This is a genomic window from Streptomyces sp. NBC_00009 (assembly GCF_045040855.1).
GTDB lineage: Bacteria > Actinomycetota > Actinomycetes > Streptomycetales > Streptomycetaceae > Streptomyces > Streptomyces aureus.
Window position 1 is genome coordinate 5,573,976 of the sequence record NZ_CP108312.1, and the last position, 24,653, is coordinate 5,598,628.

26 protein-coding genes and 1 pseudogene are annotated in these 24,653 nt (G+C 70.7%); 10 read left to right on the forward strand and 17 right to left on the reverse strand.

Annotation, left to right across the window (positions count from 1 at the left end):
* Window positions 1-319 precede the first annotated feature (319 nt).
* Window positions 320-529, reverse strand: coding sequence for a hypothetical protein (locus OHA58_RS25115; protein WP_405481530.1), 210 nt, complete (start codon window positions 527-529; stop codon window positions 320-322).
* 563 nt (window positions 530-1,092) lie between these two features.
* Window positions 1,093-1,731, reverse strand: a complete 639-nt coding sequence (locus OHA58_RS25120) for a PASTA domain-containing protein (RefSeq protein WP_405481532.1) — start codon at window positions 1,729-1,731, stop codon at window positions 1,093-1,095.
* A gap of 218 nt (window positions 1,732-1,949) precedes the next feature.
* Between OHA58_RS25120 and OHA58_RS25125 the strand changes: the two genes are divergently transcribed.
* Window positions 1,950-2,114, forward strand: a complete 165-nt coding sequence (locus OHA58_RS25125) for a hypothetical protein (protein ID WP_165914432.1) — start codon at window positions 1,950-1,952, stop codon at window positions 2,112-2,114.
* Between the two features lie 58 nt (window positions 2,115-2,172).
* Here the strand turns inward: OHA58_RS25125 and OHA58_RS25130 are convergent, their stop codons facing one another.
* The gene (locus OHA58_RS25130) at window positions 2,173-2,517 is read right to left on the reverse strand and encodes a hypothetical protein (RefSeq protein WP_405481534.1); all 345 of its coding nucleotides are present in this window, start codon (window positions 2,515-2,517) and stop codon (window positions 2,173-2,175) included.
* A 130-nt stretch (window positions 2,518-2,647) separates the two neighbouring features.
* Between OHA58_RS25130 and OHA58_RS25135 the strand changes: the two genes are divergently transcribed.
* Window positions 2,648-2,890, forward strand: coding sequence for a DUF2277 domain-containing protein (locus OHA58_RS25135; protein ID WP_405481535.1), 243 nt, complete (start codon window positions 2,648-2,650; stop codon window positions 2,888-2,890).
* A 36-nt stretch (window positions 2,891-2,926) separates the two neighbouring features.
* On the opposite strand, the gene OHA58_RS25140 is transcribed toward OHA58_RS25135, so the two are convergent.
* The gene (locus tag OHA58_RS25140) at window positions 2,927-3,550 is read right to left on the reverse strand and encodes a DedA family protein (protein ID WP_405481537.1); all 624 of its coding nucleotides are present in this window, start codon (window positions 3,548-3,550) and stop codon (window positions 2,927-2,929) included.
* 423 nt (window positions 3,551-3,973) lie between these two features.
* Here OHA58_RS25140 and OHA58_RS25145 point away from each other — a divergent pair, with 423 nt between their 5' ends.
* Entirely contained in the window at window positions 3,974-4,243 is a 270-nt protein-coding gene (locus tag OHA58_RS25145; protein ID WP_405481538.1) for a hypothetical protein, read from the forward strand.
* A 62-nt stretch (window positions 4,244-4,305) separates the two neighbouring features.
* On the opposite strand, the gene OHA58_RS25150 is transcribed toward OHA58_RS25145, so the two are convergent.
* The 4 genes from OHA58_RS25150 to OHA58_RS25165 form a co-directional block, all read right to left on the reverse strand.
* Window positions 4,306-4,770, reverse strand: coding sequence for a DoxX family protein (locus tag OHA58_RS25150; protein WP_405481540.1), 465 nt, complete (start codon window positions 4,768-4,770; stop codon window positions 4,306-4,308).
* A gap of 57 nt (window positions 4,771-4,827) precedes the next feature.
* Window positions 4,828-6,789, reverse strand: coding sequence for an FAD/NAD(P)-binding protein (locus OHA58_RS25155; protein ID WP_405485159.1), 1,962 nt, complete (start codon window positions 6,787-6,789; stop codon window positions 4,828-4,830).
* Between the two features lie 122 nt (window positions 6,790-6,911).
* Complete coding sequence (locus tag OHA58_RS25160; RefSeq protein WP_405481541.1) at window positions 6,912-8,591, reverse strand: alkaline phosphatase D family protein; 1,680 nt, start codon at window positions 8,589-8,591, stop codon at window positions 6,912-6,914.
* A gap of 96 nt (window positions 8,592-8,687) precedes the next feature.
* Complete coding sequence (locus tag OHA58_RS25165; RefSeq protein WP_405481542.1) at window positions 8,688-9,335, reverse strand: HNH endonuclease family protein; 648 nt, start codon at window positions 9,333-9,335, stop codon at window positions 8,688-8,690.
* 472 nt (window positions 9,336-9,807) lie between these two features.
* Between OHA58_RS25165 and OHA58_RS25170 the strand changes: the two genes are divergently transcribed.
* The 3 genes from OHA58_RS25170 to OHA58_RS25180 all read left to right on the forward strand — a co-directional run bounded on the left by OHA58_RS25170 (window position 9,808) and on the right by OHA58_RS25180 (window position 13,492).
* Window positions 9,808-10,386, forward strand: coding sequence for a TMEM165/GDT1 family protein (locus OHA58_RS25170; protein ID WP_405481543.1), 579 nt, complete (start codon window positions 9,808-9,810; stop codon window positions 10,384-10,386).
* A 134-nt stretch (window positions 10,387-10,520) separates the two neighbouring features.
* Window positions 10,521-11,192, forward strand: coding sequence for an HAD-IA family hydrolase (locus OHA58_RS25175; protein WP_405485161.1), 672 nt, complete (start codon window positions 10,521-10,523; stop codon window positions 11,190-11,192).
* A gap of 221 nt (window positions 11,193-11,413) precedes the next feature.
* Complete coding sequence (locus tag OHA58_RS25180; RefSeq protein WP_405481544.1) at window positions 11,414-13,492, forward strand: DHA2 family efflux MFS transporter permease subunit; 2,079 nt, start codon at window positions 11,414-11,416, stop codon at window positions 13,490-13,492.
* 34 nt (window positions 13,493-13,526) lie between these two features.
* Here OHA58_RS25180 and OHA58_RS25185 read toward each other — a convergent pair whose 3' ends face one another.
* Window positions 13,527-14,024: a GNAT family N-acetyltransferase gene (locus OHA58_RS25185; RefSeq protein WP_405481546.1), complete on the reverse strand. Its 498-nt coding sequence runs from the start codon at window positions 14,022-14,024 to the stop codon at window positions 13,527-13,529.
* A gap of 194 nt (window positions 14,025-14,218) precedes the next feature.
* On the opposite strand from OHA58_RS25185, the gene OHA58_RS25190 reads away from it, so the two are divergent.
* Window positions 14,219-14,725, forward strand: a complete 507-nt coding sequence (locus OHA58_RS25190) for a DinB family protein (protein WP_405485163.1) — start codon at window positions 14,219-14,221, stop codon at window positions 14,723-14,725.
* Between the two features lie 12 nt (window positions 14,726-14,737).
* Here the strand turns inward: OHA58_RS25190 and OHA58_RS25195 are convergent, their stop codons facing one another.
* Both OHA58_RS25195 and OHA58_RS25200 read right to left on the reverse strand, forming a co-directional pair.
* A complete protein-coding gene (locus OHA58_RS25195) occupies window positions 14,738-15,052 on the reverse strand; it encodes an antibiotic biosynthesis monooxygenase family protein (protein ID WP_405481548.1) in 315 nt (104 codons plus the stop codon).
* A gap of 37 nt (window positions 15,053-15,089) precedes the next feature.
* Window positions 15,090-15,503, reverse strand: coding sequence for a DUF1992 domain-containing protein (locus tag OHA58_RS25200; RefSeq protein WP_405481549.1), 414 nt, complete (start codon window positions 15,501-15,503; stop codon window positions 15,090-15,092).
* A 107-nt stretch (window positions 15,504-15,610) separates the two neighbouring features.
* Between OHA58_RS25200 and OHA58_RS25205 the strand changes: the two genes are divergently transcribed.
* Complete coding sequence (locus tag OHA58_RS25205) at window positions 15,611-16,006, forward strand: hypothetical protein (protein WP_405481551.1); 396 nt, start codon at window positions 15,611-15,613, stop codon at window positions 16,004-16,006.
* A 30-nt stretch (window positions 16,007-16,036) separates the two neighbouring features.
* Here the strand turns inward: OHA58_RS25205 and OHA58_RS25210 are convergent, their stop codons facing one another.
* From OHA58_RS25210 to proP, 4 genes are all read right to left on the reverse strand, one after another.
* Window positions 16,037-16,717, reverse strand: a complete 681-nt coding sequence (locus OHA58_RS25210; protein ID WP_405481553.1) for an O-methyltransferase — start codon at window positions 16,715-16,717, stop codon at window positions 16,037-16,039.
* A gap of 142 nt (window positions 16,718-16,859) precedes the next feature.
* Complete coding sequence (locus tag OHA58_RS25215; RefSeq protein WP_405485165.1) at window positions 16,860-17,333, reverse strand: DUF2330 domain-containing protein; 474 nt, start codon at window positions 17,331-17,333, stop codon at window positions 16,860-16,862.
* Window positions 17,334-17,573: 240 nt separating this feature from the next.
* A complete protein-coding gene (locus tag OHA58_RS25220) occupies window positions 17,574-17,798 on the reverse strand; it encodes a DUF2330 domain-containing protein (protein ID WP_405481554.1) in 225 nt (74 codons plus the stop codon).
* 84 nt (window positions 17,799-17,882) lie between these two features.
* Window positions 17,883-19,298: a glycine betaine/L-proline transporter ProP gene (gene proP / locus OHA58_RS25225; RefSeq protein ID WP_405481556.1), complete on the reverse strand. Its 1,416-nt coding sequence runs from the start codon at window positions 19,296-19,298 to the stop codon at window positions 17,883-17,885.
* A 369-nt stretch (window positions 19,299-19,667) separates the two neighbouring features.
* Between proP and OHA58_RS25230 the strand changes: the two genes are divergently transcribed.
* Window positions 19,668-21,716 (forward strand): bifunctional glycosyltransferase 87/phosphatase PAP2 family protein, encoded by a 2,049-nt coding sequence (locus OHA58_RS25230; protein WP_405481558.1) that lies wholly within the window; start codon window positions 19,668-19,670, stop codon window positions 21,714-21,716.
* An 8-nt stretch (window positions 21,717-21,724) separates the two neighbouring features.
* On the opposite strand, the pseudogene OHA58_RS25235 reads toward OHA58_RS25230, so the two are convergent.
* Window positions 21,725-22,165, reverse strand: a pseudogene (locus OHA58_RS25235) (helix-turn-helix domain-containing protein); the annotation flags it as partial.
* Here OHA58_RS25235 and OHA58_RS25240 point away from each other — a divergent pair.
* On the forward strand, window positions 22,163-23,152 hold the full coding sequence (locus OHA58_RS25240) for a lytic transglycosylase domain-containing protein (RefSeq protein WP_405481560.1): 990 nt from the start codon (window positions 22,163-22,165) through the stop codon (window positions 23,150-23,152). The pseudogene OHA58_RS25235 and the gene OHA58_RS25240 sit on opposite strands and share 3 nt — an antisense overlap.
* A 96-nt stretch (window positions 23,153-23,248) precedes the next feature.
* On the opposite strand, the gene OHA58_RS25245 is transcribed toward OHA58_RS25240, so the two are convergent.
* The gene (locus OHA58_RS25245; protein WP_405481561.1) at window positions 23,249-24,493 is read right to left on the reverse strand and encodes a cytochrome P450; all 1,245 of its coding nucleotides are present in this window, start codon (window positions 24,491-24,493) and stop codon (window positions 23,249-23,251) included.
* Between the last annotated feature and the right edge of the window lie 160 nt (window positions 24,494-24,653).

Below are 24,653 nucleotides of genomic sequence, written 5' to 3' on the forward strand. Positions count from 1 at the left end.
CGAGTGACCAAGAGAGCGGGGCTGTTCAAGCGACCCAAGGAGTACTTCGGTTGCACTGAACATCTAGATGCGTGCCGCGCAGCCATGGCCTACGGACAGAGTGGCGAGTCCTCCTAGCGAACCCGGGTGAGTGTCTAAGTGCGTGACAACGCCGACGCATAGCAGCGAACAGCCGCGCAAATCTGCGGAGCGTCACAGCAGGTGAGAGACACACCGACCCAAGGTGGAGCGCACGACCAAGTTGCTTCGGGACGAAGAGGTCACCTGCCACAGTCCGAGTTGCGATCGCTTGCGGAAGGCCGGGGATGGGCATGGAGCCTCACGAGTAGAAGCCGGCCCAGTACTCGTCATGACCACACGCGAAGGCCTCTGGCCGCTCTACCCTCAACACTTCGTACCGGGCGGCAAAGGCGTCCAGAGCCTCATGGAGCGAGCAGCCCAGATGGTCACGCAGGATCTTGATGCCGCGGAGGATCTGGTTGCTGAGAATCTGGTCGTCGGCGAGGCTGACGGTTGCGCCGTTGGTCATGGCTGCGATCGAAGCCGGACGATGAGTCTTTTGGCAAGGCTTGTTGGGCTCCGGCTGTACAGCAGCGAAATACAGCAACCGCAACGACCAGTATCTGGCGGTGGCAGCCGCACCGGACCGATGCGTGGCCGATACGACCGCCGATGACCGATCCACATAGAGCTACGGATCAGAAGGCCGCGTGCCACAGCCGTGCCACATCGTGCGGTCAACCACGGTCAATGACGGCTCGGCGCAGTCGAGATACGCCGTTCACCTGGGCTGCCGCTACAGCCGGATTGACCTGAGCACTCTCGCCACCGGCCACGTCCGCCCTTACAAGGCAGATGTCGGCGGTTCGAAACCGTCCGCGCCCACCTGGGAGAAGACCCCCGGCCGTTTTCGGCCGGGGGTCTTTGACATCCAGGGCTGACATCAACGCCCAGATACCAGACGGGCGCCTCCACACCCCAATCCGCCCCGACGACCCCTGCCGCCAGCAAGGAAGTGGGGGCGGTGAGAAGGAACGGCCATATCCCGACGATTCCGCACCCCAGCGGCCGCGGTCTTGTCAGTGGTCTGTGTCAGCAGGGCTCGTTGAACTTCACGGCGTTGAACTTCACCGGCCGGCCGTCGAGTTTGGTGCCTGGCGTCGGGTTCTGGGTGCAGATTTGCCAGTTGGACTCCATGAACACGATGCGGTTCTGGCCGGTCGCGTCGTTCACCGTGATGCTGTAGCCGCTGTCGAGGGCCTCGCGCGCTGCCTTTACCGACTTGCCCTGGAAGTCGGGCATTGTCGACCCGGCCGGCTGCGGCGTGCCCGCGTCCTTCGACGGGCACTCCTCCTCCAGCTTGACCGTGGCGAAGTCGATCTTGGTGTCCGTGGCGTGCTTCCCGGCCGCCGGGGTCTGCGAGCACACCTTCCAGTTGCGGTCGAACGCCTGCATGCGGCCTCGGCCGAGGGCGTCGTGGGATGTGAGTCCGTAGAAGCCCGCGGCCTGTGCCTGGTCCTGGGCGTACTGGAGGCCCTTGCCGGTCATGCTCGGCAGGCTTGCCGTCTCGGTGGCGGTGGCCTTGCTCGGGGTGGCGGTGGTGGCCGGGGTGGGGGTTCCGGGCGTGGTCTGAGGTGCTGCCGGTTTGTCGCTGACCGTTGCGGCTCCGCAGCCCGTGAGTGCGAGAAGTGCGGTGCCGGCGAGTGCGGCGACGGTCGTGCGCGTGCCCATGTCGTAGTCCCCCCTGGGGTGGTGTGTATGCAGAAAGGGCATTATGCGACATGTGAAGGGGGCGTGAAGGGGTCTTCCGTTATGTGGGCCCAGAGGAGGATGGAATGTCCGTGTGGAGTGGGTGTGTTGTCGGCGGGCGGTGTGCTTGACGCCGTAACTTCCGTCACTCCGAGGGGGTTTCACGTGGCCTTCACGTGCGTGGACGTAGGCTTCACGTTATGGCCACGACTTCCGAACCCGCGACCGTGCGGCCTGCCGCCGAGGTGAACGAGCAGATACGTGCCCTTTGGCTGCGCGCCGGGGGGCGGTTGAGCGCGGAGGAACGGGTGGAGTACGAGGCGCTCGTGGTCGAGTGGGCCGCCGCCATGCGTGAGGCCGCTTGAGCGTCGCCCCGCATGAGGCTTGAGCGTCGCCCCGCATGAGGGGGCGGCCGGAGTTCGGTTACTCCAGGGTGGGGATGTCCGCCTCGTGGGCCCGCTTGAGGTGCATGCGGGCGTCCACCGTGTCCGGGCCCGATACGTCCTTCCAGTAGCGGTGGCACGTCACGAAGACCGCCAGCTCGCGCTCCCGTTGACGGAGCTTTTCGACCTCGGCCTGTTCGTCCGGGGTCCAGCCGGGGGATGCGGGGCGCTCGCGCTTGCGCCAGCCGTGGTCGTCGCTGAACCCGTCGAGGGGGTCCACCGACCAGGGAAGCCGCTTCAGGAGGGTCAGGAGCTCCGCCCTGACCTGGTGCAGCTCCTCCTGGCCCGCCAGGAGGTCACTCGGGAAGTCATAGGTCGCTGCCACGCGGCAATGCTACGCCTGTTCGATTTCTTGAGGCGAGCGATGAGGGGCGTGTTCATTCGTACGTGTGTTTCGAACGTACGTTCTTTCCGAAGGCGTGCGCGGGGGTGGGGGAGCGCGCGAGACTGGAGGCATGTGCCGCAGCATCAAGACCCTTCGCCCGCCCGTCCTCCCCGAAGAGGCCACCGAGGAGGAGGTCCGGGCCGCAGCCCTGCAATACGTACGCAAGGTGTCCGGCTTCCGGGCGCCCGCCGCGCACAACAAGGAGGTGTTCGACCGGGCCGTGGACGTCGTCGCCCAGGCGACCGCCGAGCTGCTCGACGGGCTCGAAATCCGTGGCCAGGGACGCCAGTTGGCCCCGGAGTCCGCCGCTTAGGGGACGGGCCGGGCCCCGGCGTGGGCCTGGGGTGGGTCAGCTCGCCCGTTCCGTCGGTCGCCGCATGAGGAACGCCGCCCCCGCCCCCGCCGCGAACAGCGCGAGCAGCGACACCCCCGTGGCCAGCCAGCTCGCGCCGAGCCACTGGCCGCCGAAGTAGCCGAGGGCCACGCTGTAGCCCGCCCAGGCCACGCCCGCGAGGGCGGACCACGGCAGGAACTCGCGGACCCGGCGATGAGCCGTGCCCGCCGCGAACGAGACGATCGAGCGGCCCGCCGGGGCGAAGCGGGCGATGACCACGAGGATGCCGCCGCTGGAGCGCGCCAGTGCCCCGCCGAGACGTTCCTGCGCGCTGGTCAGGCGGCGGGAGCGGGCGATCGCGCGATCGAGGCGTTCGCCGCCGCGCCAGGCGATGCGGTACGCGACCAGGTCACCCAGTACCGACGCTGTGGCCGCCGAGAGGATCAGCGCCAGGATGGACGGCACCTCGTGCGTCACCTGTCCGGCCGCCGCCCCCGTGCCGGCCGCCGCGGCGGTGGCCGCGGTGATGATCAGGACACCGCTCGGCAGGACGGGGAGGAACACGTCGAGCAGTACCGAGAGGGCCACCACCGCGTAGATCCACGGACCGCCGGTCAGCGACCCCACACTCTCCAGCACCGCGACCCCCCGTGATCCGTGTTCGTGAATTCCCCGGTCGGCGACTGACGCCGCGGTGTCGCGGGGAGCGGCAGGGGCGGCTGATGACAGCTGTACAGCGTACGCCTCAGTTGTGGCTGGAGGGCCACCAGGGGCTCAGGTGTTCTCGAGGTCAGGTTCACCCGGGTGCCGCGTCGCGCGCGCTATGCCCCGGTAACCCCGTACGAACGACGGGGCGGGAGAGCCGGCCCGGAGCGGGTGGCCGAAAGCTGGAGGAGCGGACGATGGTGGCAGGAATCGTGGCGGGAGCAGTGGCGGCGGCCGTGCTCGCGGCAGGCAGCGGGGCGGCAGGTAGCGGGGGGCAGGCAGCGGGGCGGCAGGCAGCGGGACCGATGGCGGCGGGACGGCCTAGGGGGAGGGCCGGCAGCGCGACGGTGCATCTGGGTGGGTACGGGGTTCACCACGGACGCGCACGGTGCGGGGGCGGCGACCGCGCGGCAGGGCTGGGAGTTCAGGCCTGGCGAGGCGCGGTCCGTCGTGCTGCACGGGATGCCGGGCGGAGCGGGCGCCCGGATCGCGTGCTTCACGGTGCCGTTCGAACCGGCGGCGGTCGAACGAGTGCCGGTCGAACGAGCGCCGGTCGAGACGATGCCGTTCGAACGGGTGTCGGTCGAGCCGGTGACGGTCGAGGTGCCGGTTCACCGGGGGAGGTGAGCGGCGGGGAGGGGATACCGGCACGCGGCGCGCACCGGCACCCCCCTCAAGCAGTCACACCATCAAGCCGCGGCGGGCTCCCGCTCCCCGGCGGACGCCGAGGCGGCCGGGCGCTCCGCGCTCTCGCCGCGGGCGGTGAACAGCCGGTCGAGGCCGAGTGCGCCGGAGCCGGTGAAGACCAGGAGCAGCATGGCCCAGCAGAACATTGCGGACGGTTCGCCGCCGTTCTGGAGCGGCCACAGGGCCTCCGGCTGGTGGACCTTGAAGTATGCGTAGGCCATCGAGCCGGAGGCTATGAAGGCCGCGGCGCGGGTGCCGAGGCCGAGGGCGACGAGGGCGCCGCCGACGAGCTGGATGACGGCCGCGTACCAGCCGGGCCAGGTGCCGGCGGGGACGGTGCCGCCGCCCATCGCTCCGCCGAGGACGCCGAAGAGCGAGGCGGCGCCGTGGCAGGCGAAGAGCAGGCCCACGATGATGCGGAACAGGCCGAGGGCGTAGGGCTGGGCGCTGTTGAGACGTCCAGTCATGGGGGACTCCTTGTGTCGGTTGGGGACGAACCGATGGAGGCCAAAGGTTAGGGGACCCTAATCAACGCTTGCAAGTTCAACATTTGGCCAGGAGTGCTGCTCCGCGCCGGGTTCCGCGCGCTCCCCGGCAGCCGTCCGCAGAGCCGCTCGCGCGACCGCGTCCGCGTCCGAAAGGGTCACCGAATCGACCCCCGGCCGGGCCCCCGCCGCGGTCACCCAGTGCACCCCCTCCGTGGGCACACCGATCGCGAACCGCCTTGCGTGCGGCCTTCCTTGACGGTTGATCAGACGGTACGGGCGCGGTGTTACGTCCACCCCACCCGTCGCGTAACCGTCGAGCGTGTGCGGCCGGGCGTGGCCCGTCTTCAGGAGCCCGGCGAGCAGTTGGTCGCCGGTGCGCGACACGTCCGTCTCCGGCAGCCGCGCCTCGACGAGTGTGGTGGCTCTCACGGATGATCCGGGCACATCGGGCGAGTGCGCGACGAACGCGCCGTCCTCGGCCCGCACGTCCAGGCGCGGCCCGACCACGGTCAGGAGGCCGGACTCGACGAGCGCGGTCATCTCCTCGATGCGCCGCCGGGGCGGGCCGATCGACAGGAAGGCGTTGAGCGGGGTGTACCAGCGGTCGAGGTGGTCGCGGCGCGATGCGCCGCCGATCCCGCCGTGGTCGACGGCCTGGCGCAGTTCGTTGCGCAGGTCGCGCAGCACGTCCAGGGCGGCCTTCACGGGACCGTCCGCGTTGCCGAGCGCGGCGTGCGCCGCGTCCTCACGCAGATGGGCCAGGAGCCAGGTCCGCCACGCGGCGGGCGAGCCGAAGGAGAGCTCCGCGTGCGGCCGGGAGACATGGTCCCAGGACCAGCGGAGAACCTCCGGAATCCCGAACTCGTACAGGACGTCGGCCTCTTCGGAGCTCTGGTGCGGCGCGGCGAGGAAACCTTCGCGGAAACCGGCGTCCCCCGCTCCCGCGCGGCGCAGCAGGGTCTCGTAATAGACGGTCTCCACCTCCTTCGCGACGAGTGGCCAGATCTCGCCCAGGAAGTCCGGCGCGTCCCCCGAGTCCGCGCGCTTGCGGAAGCGGGCTATGACCTCGGGGGTGAGAACGGCGGGTTCGTGGCGCCCGTACGGGCCCTTGGCGTTGTCGCCGCGCGCCTGGTACGGGATGCCGCGGCGCGAACCGGCGTACAGGCGCGGCTCGCGGCCCGAGGGCTTGTACCGCAACTCCCCCGAGGATGTGCGGCGGTAGCGTCCGCCGCGGCCCTCGGTGAGCAGCGCCATGTGGTCGAAGAAGTTGAGGCCGAGGCCCCTCAGCAGCACGGGTTCGCCCGGGGAGATGGGGGAGAGGTCCAGGTCGGCCGGGTTCGCGGGCTGGATGTGGCGCAGGCCGTGCTGCCGCGCGTACTCGGTGAGGCGCGTCTGGGCGGGGCTCGCGGCGGTGGGCAGATGGCCCTGGGCGAGGACGACGGCGGACAGGCCGGTCAGTTCGCGCCCGTTGTCGAGTACGAGGGTCTGGCGGCCGTCGTCCGCGTCGTCGAGGCGCACGGCTCGCGCGCGATGGACCTCGACGCGTACCGCGTCGGGCGCGCAGCCCACGGTTTCGGCGAACACCCACTCCAGGTACCGGCCGTAGAGGGCGCGGGTCGGGTAGTCGTCGGGGCCGAGGGTGAGGTCCTGGCGCTGGGCCCACTCGTGCAGGCTCGGCCCCCGGAGTATCGGGCCCGAGCAGTCCACGCTGTCGTCGGTGAACAGCGTGACCTGTGAGGCGACGGTGTTCATCAGGAGTTCGGGCGCCTGCGAGGTCCGCCAGACGCTGCCGGCTCCCGGCGGCGCCGGATCGACGACGTGGACGGTGAGGCGGGCGCCGGGCGGCAGGAGCTCGCCGGCGGAGGCACAGAGTCGTTCGAGGACACTGGTGCCGCGCGGGCCCGCGCCGACTATCGCTGCGGCCGGCGCCGAGCACACTGCGGACAAAGAGGGACTCCAGGGGCATGTGGGGCTGCTGGAAGCGGAACGTCCGCTCATCATGCCGGGTCGCCCTGTCAAGGGAAGAGCGGAGTCCGGGTGTGCGCCGTATCTTCACCCGGCGGCCCCGTGGGCGACAGCCCTGGTCACGCACGGTCATTCACGACATTCACTCAGTACGGTCATTCACTCAGCACGGTGTCCGCCGCCTCCCGCAGCCCGGCCTTTTCGCCCGGCGCCGCCTGCGCCTGCTGGAGGCGTAGCCGTGCCGTGCGCCCGCGCAGGGTCAGCGTCATCAGCTGGTTGCCGAACCAGGGTCCGCCCGTCTTGCGCCAGGAGACCGGGGGAGCGGCGAGGCGGCCGTGTCGGGCGAAGCGCCGTCCGAGAGCGCGGCCGAAGCGGCTCCAGCCGAAGCGGAATCCGACCTTTATCGAGCCGGGGATCGAGTTGTGCACCGGCGAGCAGGTCAGCTGGAGGACGCGCGCGGCCGGGGCCGCTGCGCCCTCGGGCCAGGCGGGTTCGGCTACGTATGCGTGGTGGACGTCGCCGGAGAGTACGCACACCGTCGACGGTGCGCCCTCACCGCCGCCCGCCTCGGCGATCAGCGCCGTCAGCGCGTCGAACGACGCGGGGAACGCGGCCCAGTGCTCCAAGTCGGCCCGCCTGCGGAGCTTTTCGCCGAACCGGGCCCAGCGCGCACCGCGCTCACCCCGGCACAGCGCGGCGTTCCACCCCTCGGCGTCGTGCACGAGATGCGGCAGCAGCCAGGGCAGCGAGGTCCCGATCAGGAGGTGGTCGTACGCCCCCGAGGTGCCGTCCGGTGACGCCCCCGTCCCCTCCAGCGCCTGCTCCCGCAGCCATGCCGCCTCCGACGGGTCGAGCATCGACCGGTCCGTCTCGGCCAGGACGCGGGCGGCCCGCGTGTCGACCATCAGGAGCCGTATGCGGCCGAAGTCGCGCCGGTAGCTCCAGCGGGCGGAGGTCGCGTCGGCGTCGGCGCGGGCGGCGAACTCCCTGAGCTCGTCCGTCCCGTCGGGGTCCGCGCGCACCGCCGCGTACACGGTGTCGGCGGCCAGTTCGGCGGGTGCCAGATTGCCCAGGTGCTGATGGACCCAGTACGACATGAGGCCGCTGAGAATCCGCTCGTTCCACCAGTGGGTGGCCCGTATCTCCGCGAGCCAGGAGGCGCTGGTGTTCCAGTCGTCCATGACGTCGTGGTCGTCGAAGATCATGCAGCTGGGGACCGTGGACAGCAGCCAGCGCACATCGGGGTCGAGCCAAGACTCGTAGTAGAGCCGGGTGTACTCCTCGTAGTCCGCGACCTGGTTGCCCGGGGCGTCGCGCAGGTCGCGGCGGGCGGCGAGATAGCGGCGGGTGGCCGGTGAGGTCTCGTCCGCGTAGACCTGGTCGCCGAGCAGGAGCAGTACATCGGGGCGGCGCCCGGCATCAGGTGCGGAGGCGAGCTCGGTGGCCAGCGTACCCAGGGCGTCGGGGCCGACGGGATCGTGTTCGTCGGCGGGCGGCGCGGCCCACCGGCACGAGCCGAACGCGATACGGACGGGGCGTGCCGCGTCGTCGTACGCGGGCGTGCGGATCGTGCTCGGCGGAAAGGGCGAGTCGGCGAGCGGCCAGACGGGGGCGCCGTCGAGCAGCACCTCGTAGGCCGTCGCGCTGCCCGGCGTGAGGCCCGTCACCGGGACCAGCGCGTAGTGGTGGCCGCAGATCTGGAACGTGCGGGCACGGCCTGACGAGCCGTCCGCGCAGCGCACTTCGGCGGTGCACGGACGGCTCGCCTCGACCCAGACGGTCGCCGACGACTCGTCCACGTATCTCAGCAGCGGTCCAAGTCGCAGCCGTGCCACGTGATCAGCCTCCTCAGTCGCCCCGTACGGTACGGAACGACGGAGGCCGGCGGGGAGGTTCCGGCAGGCCGGAATTCAGATCCGCGGCACGAGAGTTCAGCAGCCGCTGAGGTACGACGTCAGCGCGCTCTTCTCGGCGGAGTCCACCGTGAGGTTGTAGTAGTGCTTCACCTGCACCCACATGCGGACATAGGTGCACTTGTACGCGGCGCGCGACGGCATCCACTTGGCCGGGTCCTGGTCGCCCTTGGACTGATTGACGTTGTCGGTGACGGCGATGAGCTGGGGCCGCGTGAGGTCGTTGGCGAAGCCCTGGCGCTGGGCGGTCGTCCAGGCGTTGGCGCCGGACTTCCAGGCCTCGGAGAGCGGGACGATGTGGTCGATGTCGACGTCGGCCGCCGCGCTCCAGGTCGCGCCGTCGTACTCCGAGTACCAACTGCCGGACGTGGCCGCGCAGCTGGAGTCCTGCGTGACGTTCGTGCCGTCGCGCTTGAGGACGACCTCGCGGGTGTTGCAGGCGCCGGACTGGGTGATCCAGTGCGGGAAGAGGTCGCGGCTGTAGCCGTCGGAGGAGCCCTCGGCCTTGACCGTGAGCTCGGAGAGGTACGTGCGGGCGGTGGCCCCGCTGACCGGGGTGGGGGGAGAGGCCTGCGCGGCCGGGCCGTTCAGCAGAGTGAGGGCGGAGACGACGGCGGTGACGGCGCCGAGTGCGGCGGCGCGTCGACGCGCGTAGAACATGCGCATGTGAACTCCCTTGAAGTGGGGGGAAGTTGGCCGAGCGGGCCCGGCCATGCTGGCGCTCCGGGGTTTCCGGGAGATGTGCGCCGAGTGACAGGGTCGCGTCAACGACGCGTACACATCAAGAGGGCGGACGTGACTTCTGGTGGAGCGGGCGGGACTTCGGGTGCGGGCCGGTGGTACCGGGGTGGCGCGTTCGGGCGTGACGCGGGTCATGCCGATTCGCTCAGCAGTTCGCGTACGATGGGCGGCGCAGAAGGGGAGTAGCTCTTCGCCGGACCGTCGACATACTGCTCAGCTCGTTCTGAGCCGGCGCCCGGAGGCAGGACCCGTACACCCGGTCCGGCCAGCGAGACCTTCGGCAAAGCAGTGATTCACCTGCGTGCACACCCGTGTACGCACCTGAGCGCTGCCGTGCCGAGGTGTCGTACAGGACTTACGGAACTCTCGGCGGGGCAGCCCGACCGATTGAGGAATCTTGATCAGCATCAGCGTCATGGCGGTCGTCTTCGGCATCGTCTTCCTCGCCGAACTCCCCGACAAGACCGCGCTCGCCGGACTCGTCCTCGGCACCCGCTACCGCGCCTCGTACGTCTTCGCCGGTGTCGCCGCCGCCTTCGCCGTCCATGTCGCGCTCGCCGTCGCGGCGGGCAGCATCCTGACCCTGCTGCCGCAGCAGCTCGTGCACGCCCTGACCGGTGTGCTGTTCCTCGGTGGCGCGGCCGTCCTCCTGATGAAGAAGGACGAGGAGGAGGAAGAGGTCCGCAACCCCAAGGACCAGAGCTTCTGGAAGGTCTCCGGCGCGGGCTTCATGCTCATCCTGGTCGCGGAGTTCGGTGACCTGACGCAGATCATGACGGCGAACCTCGCCGCCCGCTACGACGACCCGCTCTCCGTCGGCCTCGGCGCCGTCCTCGCACTGTGGGCCGTCGGGGGCCTCGGCATCGTCGGCGGCAAGGCCCTGATGAAGCGGGTGCCACTGGCGCTCATCACGAAGATCGCCGCGGTCCTGATGCTGGGCATGGGCGTCTGGAGCCTCTACGAAGCGGTGGTGTAAGCCGTGGATCCGGCCCTGACCAGGGCCGCTGGCGTAGTCGCCACCCCGTTTTGTACAGTTGAGGAACAAAGTGGCTCCCGCCCACTCACCCTGACCGGTGGGCGGGGTCACCTTGTTCCTACGCCTGGAGGACCCTGCCGATGACGGCCACCACTGTTCTGTCCGCCCGCGCCCTTCTGCTCGACATGGACGGCACGCTGGTCAACTCCGACGCGGTGGTCGAACGCTGCTGGCAGCGCTGGGCAGACCTCCACGGGCTCGACGCCGTCGAGGTCATGAAGGTCGTCCACGGTCGCCAGGGCTACGCGTCCATGGCGCTCCTCCTGCCCGACCGCCCCATGGCCGAGAACTATGCCGAGAACGCGCGCATGCTCGCCGAGGAGACCGCCGACATCGACGGCGTCGTCCCCGTGCCGGGCGCCGCCGCATTCATGGCCTCCCTGCGTGACGGTGGCCTCGCGCACGCCCTGGTGACCTCGGCCGACGTGGCCCTGTCCACCCGCCGCATGGCCGCCGCCGGCCTCACCCAGCCCGACCTGCGCATCACCGCCGAGAGCGTCGGCGCCAGCAAGCCCGACCCCGAGGGGTTCCTCAAGGGCGCCGCCGAGCTCGGCATCGACCCCGCGGACTGCGTCGTCTTCGAGGACTCGGAGGCCGGGATCGCGGCCGGCCGAGCCGCCGGGATGCGCGTCGTCGGCGTCGGCCCCCGCGCGGGCGCGCACGGCCCCACGGTGGTCGTGGACGACCTGACGCAGGTACGGGTCGAGGCGGGCGCCGCCGGCGAGATCCTGCTGCACATCGGCTGACCCGCACCCCATATACAGGCGAGGCGAGTCCCGCAGCCCTGTATCGGCGAGCCTAGCGCCGCACCGTCCGCCGGGCCCAACCCGCACCCCTCCCGGGCCCGCGCCGCCGTATCCCTCCTGAGTCCCCGGCCTCAACAGGCCAAACCTGGACGCACCGACCATTCTGGTAGATGGCAGAGCCCCCGCCGGCCGTGTCCGGCGTGGTGTCTCAGGAGGTGTCCATGACCCAGGACGCTAGCGGGGGCCTTCCCCGTACGGACCTGACGGCAGGCCCGGGCGTTGACCGCACAGGATCCACGATCGGCGGCGGCCACGCGCCCCGCAGCGTGATGGTCTCGATCGGTGCGCTGCTGCTCGGCATGCTCCTCGCGGCGCTCGACCAGACGATCGTCTCGACGGCGCTGCCGACCATCGTGAGCGACCTCGGCGGCCTTGAACACCTGTCCTGGGTCGTGACCGCGTACCTGCTGGCGTCGACGGCCGCCACGCCCCTGTGGGGCAAGCTCGGTGACCAGTACGGCCGCAAGAAGCTCTTCCAGATCGCCATCGTGATCTTCCTGATCAGCTCGGCGCTGTGCGGCATGGCGCAGAACATGCCGCAGCTGATCGGCTTCCGCGCACTCCAGGGAGTGGGCGGCGGTGGCCTGATGGTCCTGTCCATGGCGATCGTCGGCGACATCGTGCCGCCGCGTGACCGGGGCAGGTACCAGGGTCTGTTCGGCGCGGTCTTCGGCGCGACGAGCGTGCTGGGCCCGCTGCTCGGCGGGCTGTTCACCGAACACCTCAGCTGGCGCTGGGTCTTCTACGTCAACCTGCCGATCGGCGTCGTCGCGCTCGTCGTCATCGCGACCACGCTCCACATCCCCGTACGCTCCGCCAAGCACACGATCGACTACCTCGGCACGTTCCTGATCGCCTCCGTGGCGACCTGCCTGGTCCTGGTCGCCTCGCTCGGCGGGACGACCTGGGACTGGGACTCGGCGCAGATCATCGGCCTCGCGGTACTCGGCGTCGGCCTCGCGGTCGTGTTCGTCCAGGTGGAGCAACGGGCCGCCGAGCCGGTCCTGCCGCTGAAGCTGTTCCGCATCCGTACGTTCACGCTCTCCGCGGTGATCAGCTTCGTCGTCGGCTTCGCCATGTTCGGCGCGATGACGTATCTGCCGACCTTCCTCCAGGTCGTCCAGGGCGTCTCGCCGACGATGTCGGGCGTGCACATGCTGCCGATGGTCATCGGACTGCTGCTCTCCTCGACGGCGTCCGGCCAGATCGTCAGCCGTACCGGCCGCTGGAAGGTCTTCCCCGTCGTCGGCACCGGCGTCACCGCCCTCGGCCTGCTCCTCCTGCACCAGCTCGACGAGAACAGCTCGACCGGCGAGATGAGCGCCTACTTCTTCGTCTTCGGCCTGGGTCTCGGACTCGTCATGCAGGTACTCGTCCTGATCGTGCAGAACGCCGTCTCGTACGAGGACCTGGGTGTCGCCACCTCCGGCGCGACGTTCTTCCGCTCCATCGGCGCCTCATTCGGCGTCGCGATCTTCGGCACGATCTTCGCGAGCCGACTCGGCGACAAACTCACGGATGCCCTCGCCGGCCGCAGCCTGCCTCCAGGCGTCGACGTGAGCGCGCTCCAGTCGGACCCGAGAGGCATCGGGGGCCTGCCGCCCGCCGTACGCGGACCGGTCCTGCACGCCTTCTCGTCGTCCATCACGGACGTCTTCCTCTACGCCGCCCCGGTCGCCCTCGTCGCCTTCGTGCTGGCCTGGTTCCTGCGCGAGGACAAGCTGCGCGGCTCGGTCACCGCCCCGGACGGGACAGAGACCCTGGCCAGCAACCCCGTACAGCGCTCATCGCACGACGAAGTGTGCCGGGCCCTGTCGGTGCTCGGTACCCGGGAGGGGCGCCGCGAGATCTACGAGAAGATCACCGAACGGGCCGGCTACGACCTGCTGCCCGCCTCGAGCTGGCTCCTGCTGCGCATCAAGCGCTACGGGTGGGCGGAGCCGTCGGCACTCGCCGAACACAGCGCCGTACCGCTGCCCGTGATCATCGCGGCGACCCGGCAGGTGGAGGGGAGGCGCCTCGCCACGCGCGTGGGCGTCGACCTCGTCCTCACCGACGAGGGCCGCGAGGTCGCCGCCCGGCTGTCCGCGTCCCGCGAGGAGTCGCTCGCCGAACTGCTGGGCGACTGGTGGGCCCCGGACCGGCCGACGGACCTGGTGAAACTCGTGGAGGAGCTCAACGCGGAGCTGTGCGGGTCCGACGCGGAGCGCCCGCACGACGGACTGGCGGCCGGCGCCTGACGCTGCCTGCCCATGTGCGTCAGGCTTTCGCTCCTCAGGCGAGCTTCTTGGTGAACCAGTGCTCGGCGTACTCCTCGTCGTTGTGCGGGGACGTCTCCTGGTAGCCGTGGCGCGCGTACAGCATCCGGGCCTCCACCAGGTCGCCCCGGGTGTCGAGGACGACCCGCTCGGCGCCGAGATCCCGCGCGGCGCTCTCGACCTGCGCGAGCAGCACGGAGCCGCCGCCCTTCCCGCGCATTTCGGGCCGTACGAAGACGCGCTTCAGCTCGCCGGTCGAGGCGTCGATCATCCGCACGCCCGCGGTCCCGGCGGGCTCGCCCCGGTACCGCGCGACCAGCAACACCCCGCCCGGCGCCGCGAGATAGGCACCCGTGTCGGCGGCGACCTCGCGCTCCAGCTCGTCGGGGTCGGTGGTGCGCCCCTCGTGCAGCAGGTACCAGCGGTCGCTGACCTCCGTGTAGTACGCGCGCCACAGCTCCGCGGCGACGGCGGAGTCGAACGGCTCAGGGGTGACGGTCCACGGCGAAGTCATGGGGGCATTGTCGGCGAAGGTGCGGCGCCGGGCGCAAGTGGTTTCGACCTGTACAGGCACCCGGGGTTCGGACATCCTCGGTACCTGTGACCGACGTATCTGCGACCGACGAGACCCCTGGTGAGACCGGTGCCGAGAGCAGCGCCGAAACCAGCGCCGAAACCAGCGCCGAAACCAGCCCCGAGACCGGCGAGATCAAGGCGCTGCTCGACGCCCTGCGCGGCCAGCGCCGCCACATCCTGGGCATCATCGACGGGCTCGGCCCCGAGGCGCTGCGGCGGCCCGTGCTGCCGTCCGGCTGGACGTGTCTGGGGCTGGTCCAGCACCTGGCGCTCGACGTCGAACGCTTCTGGTTCCAGGCCGTCCTGACGGGTGATCAGGCAGTCATCGACAGCCTCGACGCCATTGAGGACGCCTGGCAGGTCGCCCCGGAGCTGCCGGCGGCCGACGTCCTGGAGCGGTACCGCCGCGAGACGGACCGCGCGGACGGGATCATCGCCGCCACGCCCGCGGACGCGCCCCTGGCCTGGTGGCCGCACCACCTCTTCGGGCCGCCGCACCTGCACAGCCACCGGGACGTCCTGCTGCACGTCATCACGGAGACCGCCTGCCACGCCGGGCACCTGGACGCCGCCCGCGAACTCATCGACGGGCGGCGCTGGTTGGTGCTCACCGAGGACGGCGAGGCGGATCGCCTCTAGTCCACTACTCCACTACGACTTGGGCGAAGCCTGCTGCACGACCTCGAACGACCACACCGAGGACCCGCTGGCCGCAGGCTTCGGGCGGTCCGCGCCGCCCTGGTGGGCCTCCTTCATGGAGCCCTCCATCCACGCGGTGAACGACGCCTCGTCACGCCACCGCGTGTACACCAGGTAATCGTCAGTCCCCTCGATGGGGCGGAGCAGCTCGAACCACTCGAAGCCGTCCGAGTTCTCCACCGCGCCCGCGCGCGAGGCGAAGCGCTTCTCCAGGGTCTCCCGCTGTTCCGCCGGGACGGTCAGGACGTTGATCTTCACGATGCTCATGGCGCCCATCCTCGCTCACCACCGCGTGAGATCGGCGTCAGGACCCCGGTGCCCCGCGCCGCTCCTGCCAGTCGCGGACGATCTCCTCGACGTCGTACGGCTTCAGGCCGAGGGGCGGGCCCGGCGGGGGCTTGAACATCATGTCGCGGATCTTGTCGTTGATGTCGGTGACGATTTTGCGGACGATCCGTTCGGAAGGGGCCTGTGCCGCCTCGGCGAGCGCGTCCTCGGCCTCCTTGCGCAGGGCGAGTGACGGGGGCAGCACGGAGAAGCCCTCGCGGGCCATCTTCTGCTTGATCCACCAGTTCTCGTCGTACGTCGTGTCGGCCGTGCTCGGCAGCGGCTTGCCGGCTCCGGGGAGGTGGGAGAAGTCTTCTGCGCGCTCCGCGTCGCGGATCTGCTTGTCGACCCATGACTCGAAGCTGACGGCGGGTGGCTTGCGTTCGGTCATGGGGCCATTGTCCCAGAGGGCATCCCGCACGGGCAGGGGACAACTTAGGATGCGGCGTCGGCGGACCCGGTGCCGAAGGGCCGTCAAAGACCGAAGGAGCTGTGCGGGTGCTGGAGCTGACCATGGCCTCCGTCGCGGGGGCGGACGCGGGGGCGACGGCCGGGATGCTGATGGCCGACGCGCCGAGCGAGCCGGGAGCCGTGCTGCGCGTGGGGCGCGACCGGAACGTGTGCCGGCTGGCGACGCCCGACGACTGGCTGTTCGTCTCGCGCGTCCATCTCGAATTCCGGTGCGGACAGGACGGCGCCTGGTCCGTCTTCTGGCTGCGCGGCTCGCACGACGAGCCCTCGTCCGAGGTGCGTCTCACGCTGACCGGCGGGGAGCCGCAGCCCCTCGTGTACGGAGGGGCTGCGGCTCTCGCTCCGGGTGCGTCCGGCGAGGTCGTGGTCCTGGACCGCAATGCGCCCCGCAGCGTGAACGTGGGTTTCTACCACGAGTTGTGACGGTCCGTCAGGCAGTACCGGGAACGGGCGCTACGGGAGTACGCGGGCCAGCGCGAATCCGTCGTAGCCCTTGACGCCCACCGTCTGGACCGCCGTCCCGTCCAGCTTCGGGTGGTCGGCGATCATCTGGAGCGCGGCGCGGGTGCCGCGGATGTCGGGGGCCGCGCCGGAGTCGTCCGTCACGTGGCCGCCGCGCACCACGTTGTCGACGATGATCACGCTGCCGGGGCGGGTCAGGCGCAGCGCCCACTCGACGTAGTGCGGGTTGTTGGCCTTGTCGGCGTCGATGAAGACGAGGTCGAAGGGGTCGGGGTGGTCGGCCGCGACGCCGGGCAGCGAGTCGAGGGCGGGGCCTACCCGCACCTCGGCGATCTTGTCGAGGCCGGCGCGGGCGAGGTTGCCGCGGGCCACCTCGGCGTGCCGGGGGTCGTACTCGAGGGTGACGAGGACGCCGTCGGCGGGGAGGGCGCGGGCCAGCCAGATCGTGCTGTACCCGCCGAGCGTGCCGATCTCCAGGACGCGGCGGGCGCCCTGGATCTGTGCGATCAGGTGGAGGAACTTGCCCTGGTTCGGGGCGACGGCGATGTGCGGGAGGCCCGCCGCCTCGCTGTCCGCGAGGGCCGCCGTCAGGGCCTCGTCGCCGGGAGCGAGGAGGCCGGTCAGGTAGTCGTCGACGGCGGTCCACTGGTCTTCGGATGCGTGCTCAGCCATGGCCCCATCATGGGCTCACGCTGCGGCGGCCCGGGTGGGATTCAGCCCAACGGCGGCGGGGCGTGCACGGGCGGCGGGGGCGGCACCGGCCGACGGGAGCGCCGGCGGAACCACAGGACGGCGGCCGCCATCAGGAGCAGGGTCAGGGGCAGCGGAACGGTGAGCAGCCATACCGGGACGCCCCCGGCGGTGAGGAGTTCGTCGTCCCACACGACGGTGCGGTGCGTGGCGTCGCTCGCGGTGCGCCGCAGCTCGTGGTCGTCGTAGATGCGCGACGGCTGGGGAAATCCTGGGTGAGCGCGGTCAAGTACCGCTCGCCGCCGGCGAATTCGGGCAGTGGTCCGCCGGACTTCGCCGGGATCGGGCCCGCGTACGTGACCTTCGGTGTGCCGCCGCCGATCGTGGAACGCGGCTCCATGCGGTGGGCGGCGAGCACGTACAGGCGCAGATGCTGTTCGGTGCGGGCGAGCTTCGACAGCCGCATCGGGTAGACGAGGCGGTCGCTGGCGAAGGTGAGGTGGAGCGGGTCGAGGGCGCCGCCGAGCACGCTGTCGCCGTCGGCGGGCGCGAGGCGGATCGCCACGTACTCCCAGCCCTGGTCGACGTACGGGCGCAGCGCAGTGTCGAGGCGGTCGGGGAGCTGGAAGCCGTTCTGGTCGAGCCGATGGGCTCACCAGTCGGATTAGCCGACCGTAGCGATCCTGTGGCAGAGCGTGACGTGCACGCCCGGCGCCCAGGCGACGTCGGGCATCCTCCCCGGTCAGGACCTGTGTGCCTGATCGGTCAGCGTCCGGAGGGACGTGCCACGCGGGCCGACGGATTCGTCCGTCGGTACCAGGGCGCGAAGACGATTGGCTTACATCTCTGAGCAACACTGGGGGTCACTTAGCCAGCCAGAGACGCTCATCACGATCTGCTCGCCGTGCCCGTCCCAGCGCACCGCGGACGTCTCGTCGTACACGGTGAGGTCCGTGCCCGCGGGCGGCACCATCGCCCCGCATCCGCACCACCACTGACCACGAGGGTCAGGGCGGTCAGTAGCGCCCCTGGCCCTCATGGTCAGTGGTGGTGCGGTTCCCATGCCGGCCCCCGATGTCGCGCCCTGTGTTCCGTGCCGTGTGCGGCGAAGGAGCAGACGGGGCGCGGGGGAGCGCGGTTCCGGGTGTTACGCGGCTGTAGCGGTCACGGGCTGCGGCAGGTCGCAGGGCTCGACCGCGGGCAGCGAGCCCGGCAGCGGGCGGCGGGCCGACTCGGTCATGAACCACACCGCGACACCGCCGACGACGGCCGCGCCCATCATGTAGTACGCGGGCATCATCATGTTCCCGGTCGCCCCGACGAGCGCCGTGACGACGAGCGGGGTCGTGCCGCCGAAGACCGAGACGGAGACGTTGAAGCCGATCGACAGGGAGCCGTAGCGCACCCGGGTCGGGAAGAGCGCGGGCAGTGCGGACGGCATCGCCGAGGTGAAGCAGACGAGGAGCAGGCCGAGCGCGCCCAGGCCCAGGGATACCGCCCACAGGTCGCCCTGGCGGATGAGGAGCACGGCCGGGATCGAGAGGGCGAAGAAGCCGACGCAGCCCGCCGCGATCACGGGGCGGCGGCCGAGGCTGTCGGTCAGCTTGCCCGCGAAGGGCTGGACGATCATCATCAGCGCCATCACGCCGAGGATCAGCAGGAGTCCGTGCGTCTCGTTGTAGTGGAGCTGGCCGGTCAGGTAGCTCGGCATGTACGAGAGCAGCATGTAGTCGGTGACGTTGAAGACGAGGACGAGCCCGATGCAGAGGAGCATCGCCTTCCACTGTCCGGTCACCATTTCGCGCACCCGCACCTTGGGGCGGGACTTCTCCGACTTCTCGGCGGCCGCCGCGGCCGCGGCGAACGCGGGAGTCTCTTCGAGCCGCATCCGCAGATAGAGGCCGATGATGCCCATCGGGCCCGCGATCAGGAACGGGATGCGCCAGCCCCAGGAGAGCAGGTCGTCCGAGGAGAGCATCGCCGTCATCAGGGTGACGAGGCCCGCGCCGCCGATGTATCCGGCGAGGGTGCCGAATTCCAGCCAGCTGCCGAAGAAGCCGCGCTTCTTGTCGGGCGCGTACTCGGCGATGAAGGTGGACGCGCCGCCGTACTCACCGCCGGTCGAGAAGCCCTGCACCAGACGGGCCAGGAGCAGCAGGATCGGCGCCCAGACGCCGATCGTCGCGTACGACGGGATCAGGCCGATCGCGAACGTGCCCGCCGCCATCATGATCATGGTGACGGCGAGGACCTTCTGCCGGCCGACGCGGTCGCCGAGCGGTCCGAAGACCATGCCGCCGATCGGACGGACGAGGAACGCCGCGGCGAAGGCGCCGAACGTCGACAGGAGCTGGGCGGTGGGGTTGCCCGACGGGAAGAAGACCTTGCCGAGGGTGACGGCGATGTAGCTGTAGACACCGAAGTCGAACCACTCCATCGCATTGCCGAGCGCCGCCGCCTTGACCGCGCGCTTGACCAGCGCTGGATCGGTGACGGTGACGTCGGGGGAGGCGCCCTTCGCGGGGGCGGTGGTCCTGGGTGCGACGGTCGGAGCACTCGACAAGGGTCTGCTCGCCTGCTTTCGACGGGGACAGGGACATGTCCGCGTGGGGACGGACGAAGCCGCCCACGGCGGGGCGGCCAGAAACCGACCATAGGGGCATCCGCGATCATTACGGGTAGTGTGCGAATCGTTACGAAGCGTGGGAAAAGCGGGTCCGGCCTGGCATGACGCCCCGGCCTCGGCGCGTCGCAAACGGACAAATCTGTGACCTATGTCGCGGCCCTCGACCGCAACCACGCAGACCCCGCATCATCGTCATCCGGTCAAATGCCGGTGGACAGGCAGGTGAAGCAGGGGTTGCCTGCGTCTCACCCCGGGGGTGGTGCGAGCCTCTGGGGACGGTACGTATGGCGGGAGGGCCGACGGCGCGTGGCAAACGTGGAGCATGGACCGGGCAAAGCCTTGGTGGCGGGGGCCGCGACAGCGCGGTTGGGCATGGTCCGGGCGGGCCTCTGGCTGATCGCCGCGGTGCTCGCGGTGCGGCAGGTCGTGGCCGTCCTGAGCACCCCCAGCGGTGAGCGGCTCACGGACCTGGAGACCTGGATCGGTCCTGAAGGTGTCCTCCACGTGACGGGCTCCCTCTACGACGCCGACCGGTTCACCGGTACCCCGTTCGGGGGACTGGTGCTGAAGCCTCTGGCCCGGGGCGCCGAACAGGCGCTCGGCTGGGCCTGGACCTTCGGCACGCTCGGCCTCGTCGTCGTTCTCGGTCTCGTCGCCGCCCGCGCCCTGCCCAAGCCCGTCACCCGGCGCACCTCGCTGCTCGCCGCCCCCGTCGCGATCAGCCTCCTGATGCTGTCGCTGCCGGTGCGCAACACCCTCCATCTCGGCCAGACCAGCATCATCCCGGTCCTTCTCGTCCTGCTCGGCTGCTTCGCCGCCCGCGGCGAGAAGAGCTCGGGTCTGCTCATCGGCATCGGCGCCGCGCTCCAGCCGACCGTCCTCCTCTTCGCGCCGCTCCTGTGGTTCACCGGGCGACGTCGCGCCGCCGTCTCCTCGGGCGTCACGTTCGCGGCGTGCACGCTCCTCGCGTGGGCCGCGATGCCGCACGACTCGTGGACGTACTGGGTGCACCACGTCGCGGGAGCGGGCCTCGGCTCGAGCCCCGACGGGCTCGCCAACCAGTCGCTGCACGGCGCGCTCCTGCGCTTCGGCCTGGCGGGCCCCCTCGAGATCGGGCTCTTCCTGGTCCTGGGCTCCGCCGTCGCGGTGCTCGGACTGCGGCGCGCGGTGCGCTACGCGCAGGACGGACAGCTCCTGCTCGCCGTCGCCCTCACCGGCTGCGTCGCCGTCGCCGTGTCGCCGACGACCTGGCAGCACCAGCTCCTGTGGGTGCTCCTCGCCGTGGTCGGCCGCGTCGGCAAGAAGGCGTCCGACCGGTACGTGTGGCCGGTCGCGGTCGTCCTCGTGATGACGCTCCCCGCGAGGATGCTGCTGCCGGGCACGATGCTCGCGGATCCGCTGCGCGACAACGTCGTGCTGATCGCCGCCATCGCCGCGGCCACGCTCGTCCCGTTCCTGTCCCGCACCGCGCCCGAGTACCGGGCGCCCACTCCCACCGAGTACGCGACGCCCGTCCCGGCGCGCTGGTCCCGGGTCCCGCTCATGCCGTTCTGGCGCCGGGTCCTGACCCGCCCGAACCTGCTGCTCGAAATGCTGCTGATCCGCGTCGGCTACTACGCGTACCAGCAGGTCAGGCTCGCCGCGACGGGCGGTACGAACTCCGGGGGCCGGGCCACCGCCGAGGCGCACGGCACGCAGGTCCACTCCCTGGAGAAGTTCCTCCACATCGACATCGAGCACTGGGTCAACCACGCGGTGGCGCAGGTCCCGTGGCTCAAGTCGTTCTTCAACTTCTACTACGAGTCGTTCCACTTCATCGTGCCGCTGAGCGTCCTCGCCATTCTCTACGTCCGCAGGCCCGCCCAGTACCGCTGGGCCCGCTCGGCGCTCGGCTTCGCCACGGTGCTCGCCCTGATCGGCTTCTGGTTCTACCCGCTGGCGCCGCCGCGGCTGATGCCGGCGCTCGGCTTCATCGACACGCTGCACGGCGTCCAGGACTTCTCCAAGCCGGACTACGGCACACTGACCGCGCTCACCAACCAGTACGCGGCCATGCCCTCACTGCACTTCGGCTGGTCCCTGTGGTGCGGGCTCGTCATCGCGATCCTCGCCCCGAAGTGGTGGATGAAGGCGATCGCGCTGCTGCATCCCCTGTTCACCATCTCTGCGATCGTCGCGACCGGTAACCACTGGGTACTCGACGCCGTGGGCGGAGCGACGGTCGTCGGCGCGGGCTTCGGACTCACCTACCTGCTGAGCGGCCCGCGCGCCCGTCTCACCGGCGGGACCGTCCCCGAGCAGCCGAAGGCCGAGCCCGACCACGCGCGGCTGCCGGCCGAACACAACCGGTCCTGAGTCGCGGGTCAGGCGTCTTCCGACTGGTGCCGGTGACCCTGAAGATGCCGGGCCCGCAGCGCCGCCTCCGTGGCGAAGCGGTGCTCCGGGTCGGTGAGCCGGTCCCCGAAGTGCGCGTCCAGATTGCGCAGCCGGTAACGGACCGTCTGGGCGTGCACACCCAGGATGTCGCCGACGTGGTCGGCCGTGCCCCGCGTGGTCAGCCACACCCGCAGCGTGTCGATCAGCCGCGCCCGGCGGCTGCCGGTCAGTTTGGACAGCGGGGCGAGTTCGCGGGCGGCGAGCCGGTCGAGGAGCGCCGGGTCCGACAGCAGCCACAGCGTCGTGAGATGGTCCGCGCAGCGCACCGCGGGGGCGTCGGCGATGACCTGTTCGTCGACGAGGTCCAGGAGCCGGCGGGCCCAGCGGATCGAGTCGCAGGCCCGCGCGGTGGGCACGGTGAGGCCATGCCGCCCCTGAACAGCCCGGACGCGCCCCCGCACGTCTACCCGCCCGCCCAGATCCGCGCCCAGTCCGGCATCCCGGCCACCGTCCTGGCCGCGTACCGCAGGGCCGAGTCGGCGATCGCCCGTACCGACGCGGGCTGCAATCTGCCCTGGGAGCTGCTCGCCGCCATCGGCAAGGTCGAGTCGGGCCAGGCGCGCGGCGGCGCCGTCGACGCGCACGGCACGACCCTGGGACGTATCACCGGACCCGCCCTCAACGGCCAGGGGTTCGCCCTGATCAGGGACTCGGACGGCGGTGCCTGGGACGGTGACACGGTCTACGACCGGGCCGTCGGCCCGATGCAGTTCCTGCCGGGGACGTGGCGGCGCTCGGGCGCCGACGGCAACGGCGACGGGGAGAGGAACCCCAACAACATCTTCGACGCGGCGCTGGCGGCGGGCCACTACCTGTGTGCCGGCAGCCGGGACGTAGGCCGGCCGTCCGGCCTCGAACGTGCCGTCCTCAGCTACAACTACTCGCGCGATTATCTCCAACTGGTCCTGTACTGGATGGAGTTCTACCGGGAGGGCGTGCACACCGTGCCCGACGGCAAGGGTGTGATCCCGAAGAGCCCCGGCGCGGGCGGCGACACCCCGGCGACCAGCCCGGTCGGCGGCGGCAAAGGCCCCGGCAAGGGCGGGGGCGGGGGCGGAGGGATCATCATCGGGCCCGATCCGACCCCTTCCGGGCCCTCGGACGGCGGCAGCCCGGACCCCAGCCCCGGCCCGGACCCGAGCGGTGACCCGTCGGACCCGCCCACCCAGTCACCCGACCCGAGCGCCCCCCCGTCGCCGCAGGACCCTGGCACCCCCTCCGGCCCCGGCAGCCCCACCCCGCCGACGGGCTGCCCCACGGACACGACGTCCCCGTCGCCCGACCCGGGCGAGTCCCCCTCGCCTTCCCCGACACCCAGTCCCTCGCCGTCGGAGTGCCCGGAACCGGGCGCGTAAAGCAGCGCGGTGCAGGGAGGCAGGGAGGCAGGGAGGCAGGGGCGTGGCGTAGGGGATGGCCCCTGCCTCCCTGGGCCGGCGTGCGGCCGCCCGCGGTCAGCCGGTGCTGACCTGGAGTTCCTTGACGCCGTTGAGCCAGGCCGAGCGGAGCCTGCGCGGGTCGCCGGTCAGGCGCAGATCGGGCATGGCGTCGGCCACGGCGTTGAAGATGAGGTTGATCTCGAGCGTGGCCAGCGACTTGCCGAGGCAGAAGTGCGGGCCTCCGCCGCCGAATCCGAGGTGCGGATTCGGGTCGCGGGTGATGTCGAACTCGTCGGGGCGGTCGAAGACCTCGGGGTCGTGGTTGGCCGACGAGTAGAAGATGCCGACCCGGTCGCCCTTCTTGATCTGGGCGCCGCCGAGCTCGGTGTCCTGGGTCGCGGTGCGCTGGAAGGAGACCACGGGGGTCGCCCAGCGGACGATCTCCTCCGCCGTCGTCTCCGGGCGCTCCCGCTTGAACAGCTCCCACTGGTCGGGGTTGGTCAGGAAGGCGTGCATGCCGTGGGTGATGGCGTTGCGCGTCGTCTCGTTGCCGGCCACGGCGAGCAGGATCACGAAGAAGCCGAACTCGTCCGAGGAGAGGTTCCCCTCGTCCTCGGCCGCCACCAGCTGGCTCACGATGTCCTTGGCCGGGCACTCCTTGCGGGCGGCGGCCAGGTTCATCGCGTAGCTGACGATCTCCATGGCCGCCTCGGCGCCGACCTCCTCGGTGATCGCGTACTCCGGGTCGTCGTACGCGGCCATCTTGTTGGACCAGTCGAAGATCTTGGTGCGGTCGTCCTGAGGGACGCCGATCAGCTCGGCGATGGCCTGGAGCGGGAGTTCGACGGCGACGTTCGTGACGAAGTCGAAGGAGCCGTCGGGCGCGGCGTTCGCGAGCGCCGTCTCGACGATGGAGCCCGCACGGTTGCGCAGGGCGTCCTCGAGCGAGCGGATGGCGCGGGGCGTGAAGCCGCGCTGGACGATCTGCCGGACCCGGGTGTGCTCCGGCGGGTCCATGTTGAGCATGATCAGCTTCTGGACCTCGATCTGGTCACGGCTGATCGACTCGTTGAAGCGGATGACGGCGGTGTTGAGGTTCGAGGAGAAGAGCTCCGGGCGCGTGGAGACGTACTTGACGTCCGCGTGCCGGGTCACGGCCCAGTAGCCCGAGTCGCCGAAGCCGGAGATGCCGGTCGGCTGGGCGATCCACCGGATCGGTTCCGTCTGCCGCAGCTGGGCGAACTCGGGGAAAGGGACACGGTGTTGGAGGAGGTCGGGGTCGGTGAAGTCGAACCCTTCGGGCAGCGCTGGGCACGGCATGGGCAACTCCCGGTGACGGTCTGACGGGGCGTCAGCTTGTTGGCACGGTAGTAACGGGTTCTACAAGTGGCAAGACCCGTGGTACGCCCGATTACGCGCGCGGTACGTGCACGACCCTTGCGTACCGGGAGTAGCACCGTCGAGACTGCACGGAGAACTG

Excerpts from the sequence above, each read along its gene's own strand:
- OHA58_RS25180 (WP_405481544.1), top strand. The coding sequence starts at position 11,414 with ATGACCCAGGACGCTAGCGGGGGCCTTCCCCGTACGGACCTGACGGCA.
- OHA58_RS25125 (WP_165914432.1), top strand. The coding sequence starts at position 1,950 with ATGGCCACGACTTCCGAACCCGCGACCGTGCGGCCTGCCGCCGAGGTG.
- OHA58_RS25240 (WP_405481560.1), top strand. The coding sequence starts at position 22,163 with ATGCCGCCCCTGAACAGCCCGGACGCGCCCCCGCACGTCTACCCGCCC.
- OHA58_RS25195 (WP_405481548.1), bottom strand. The coding sequence starts at position 15,052 with ATGAGCATCGTGAAGATCAACGTCCTGACCGTCCCGGCGGAACAGCGG.
- OHA58_RS25155 (WP_405485159.1), bottom strand. The coding sequence starts at position 6,789 with ATGAGCGGACGTTCCGCTTCCAGCAGCCCCACATGCCCCTGGAGTCCC.
- OHA58_RS25165 (WP_405481542.1), bottom strand. The coding sequence starts at position 9,335 with ATGCGCATGTTCTACGCGCGTCGACGCGCCGCCGCACTCGGCGCCGTC.
- OHA58_RS25150 (WP_405481540.1), bottom strand. The coding sequence starts at position 4,770 with ATGACTGGACGTCTCAACAGCGCCCAGCCCTACGCCCTCGGCCTGTTC.
- OHA58_RS25200 (WP_405481549.1), bottom strand. The coding sequence starts at position 15,503 with ATGACCGAACGCAAGCCACCCGCCGTCAGCTTCGAGTCATGGGTCGAC.
- OHA58_RS25115 (WP_405481530.1), bottom strand. The coding sequence starts at position 529 with ATGACCAACGGCGCAACCGTCAGCCTCGCCGACGACCAGATTCTCAGC.
- OHA58_RS25185 (WP_405481546.1), bottom strand. The coding sequence starts at position 14,024 with ATGACTTCGCCGTGGACCGTCACCCCTGAGCCGTTCGACTCCGCCGTC.
- OHA58_RS25135 (WP_405481535.1), top strand. The coding sequence starts at position 2,648 with ATGTGCCGCAGCATCAAGACCCTTCGCCCGCCCGTCCTCCCCGAAGAG.
- OHA58_RS25210 (WP_405481553.1), bottom strand. The coding sequence starts at position 16,717 with ATGGCTGAGCACGCATCCGAAGACCAGTGGACCGCCGTCGACGACTAC.
- OHA58_RS25220 (WP_405481554.1), bottom strand. The coding sequence starts at position 17,798 with ATGGGAACCGCACCACCACTGACCATGAGGGCCAGGGGCGCTACTGAC.
- OHA58_RS25245 (WP_405481561.1), bottom strand. The coding sequence starts at position 24,493 with ATGCCGTGCCCAGCGCTGCCCGAAGGGTTCGACTTCACCGACCCCGAC.
- OHA58_RS25120 (WP_405481532.1), bottom strand. The coding sequence starts at position 1,731 with ATGGGCACGCGCACGACCGTCGCCGCACTCGCCGGCACCGCACTTCTC.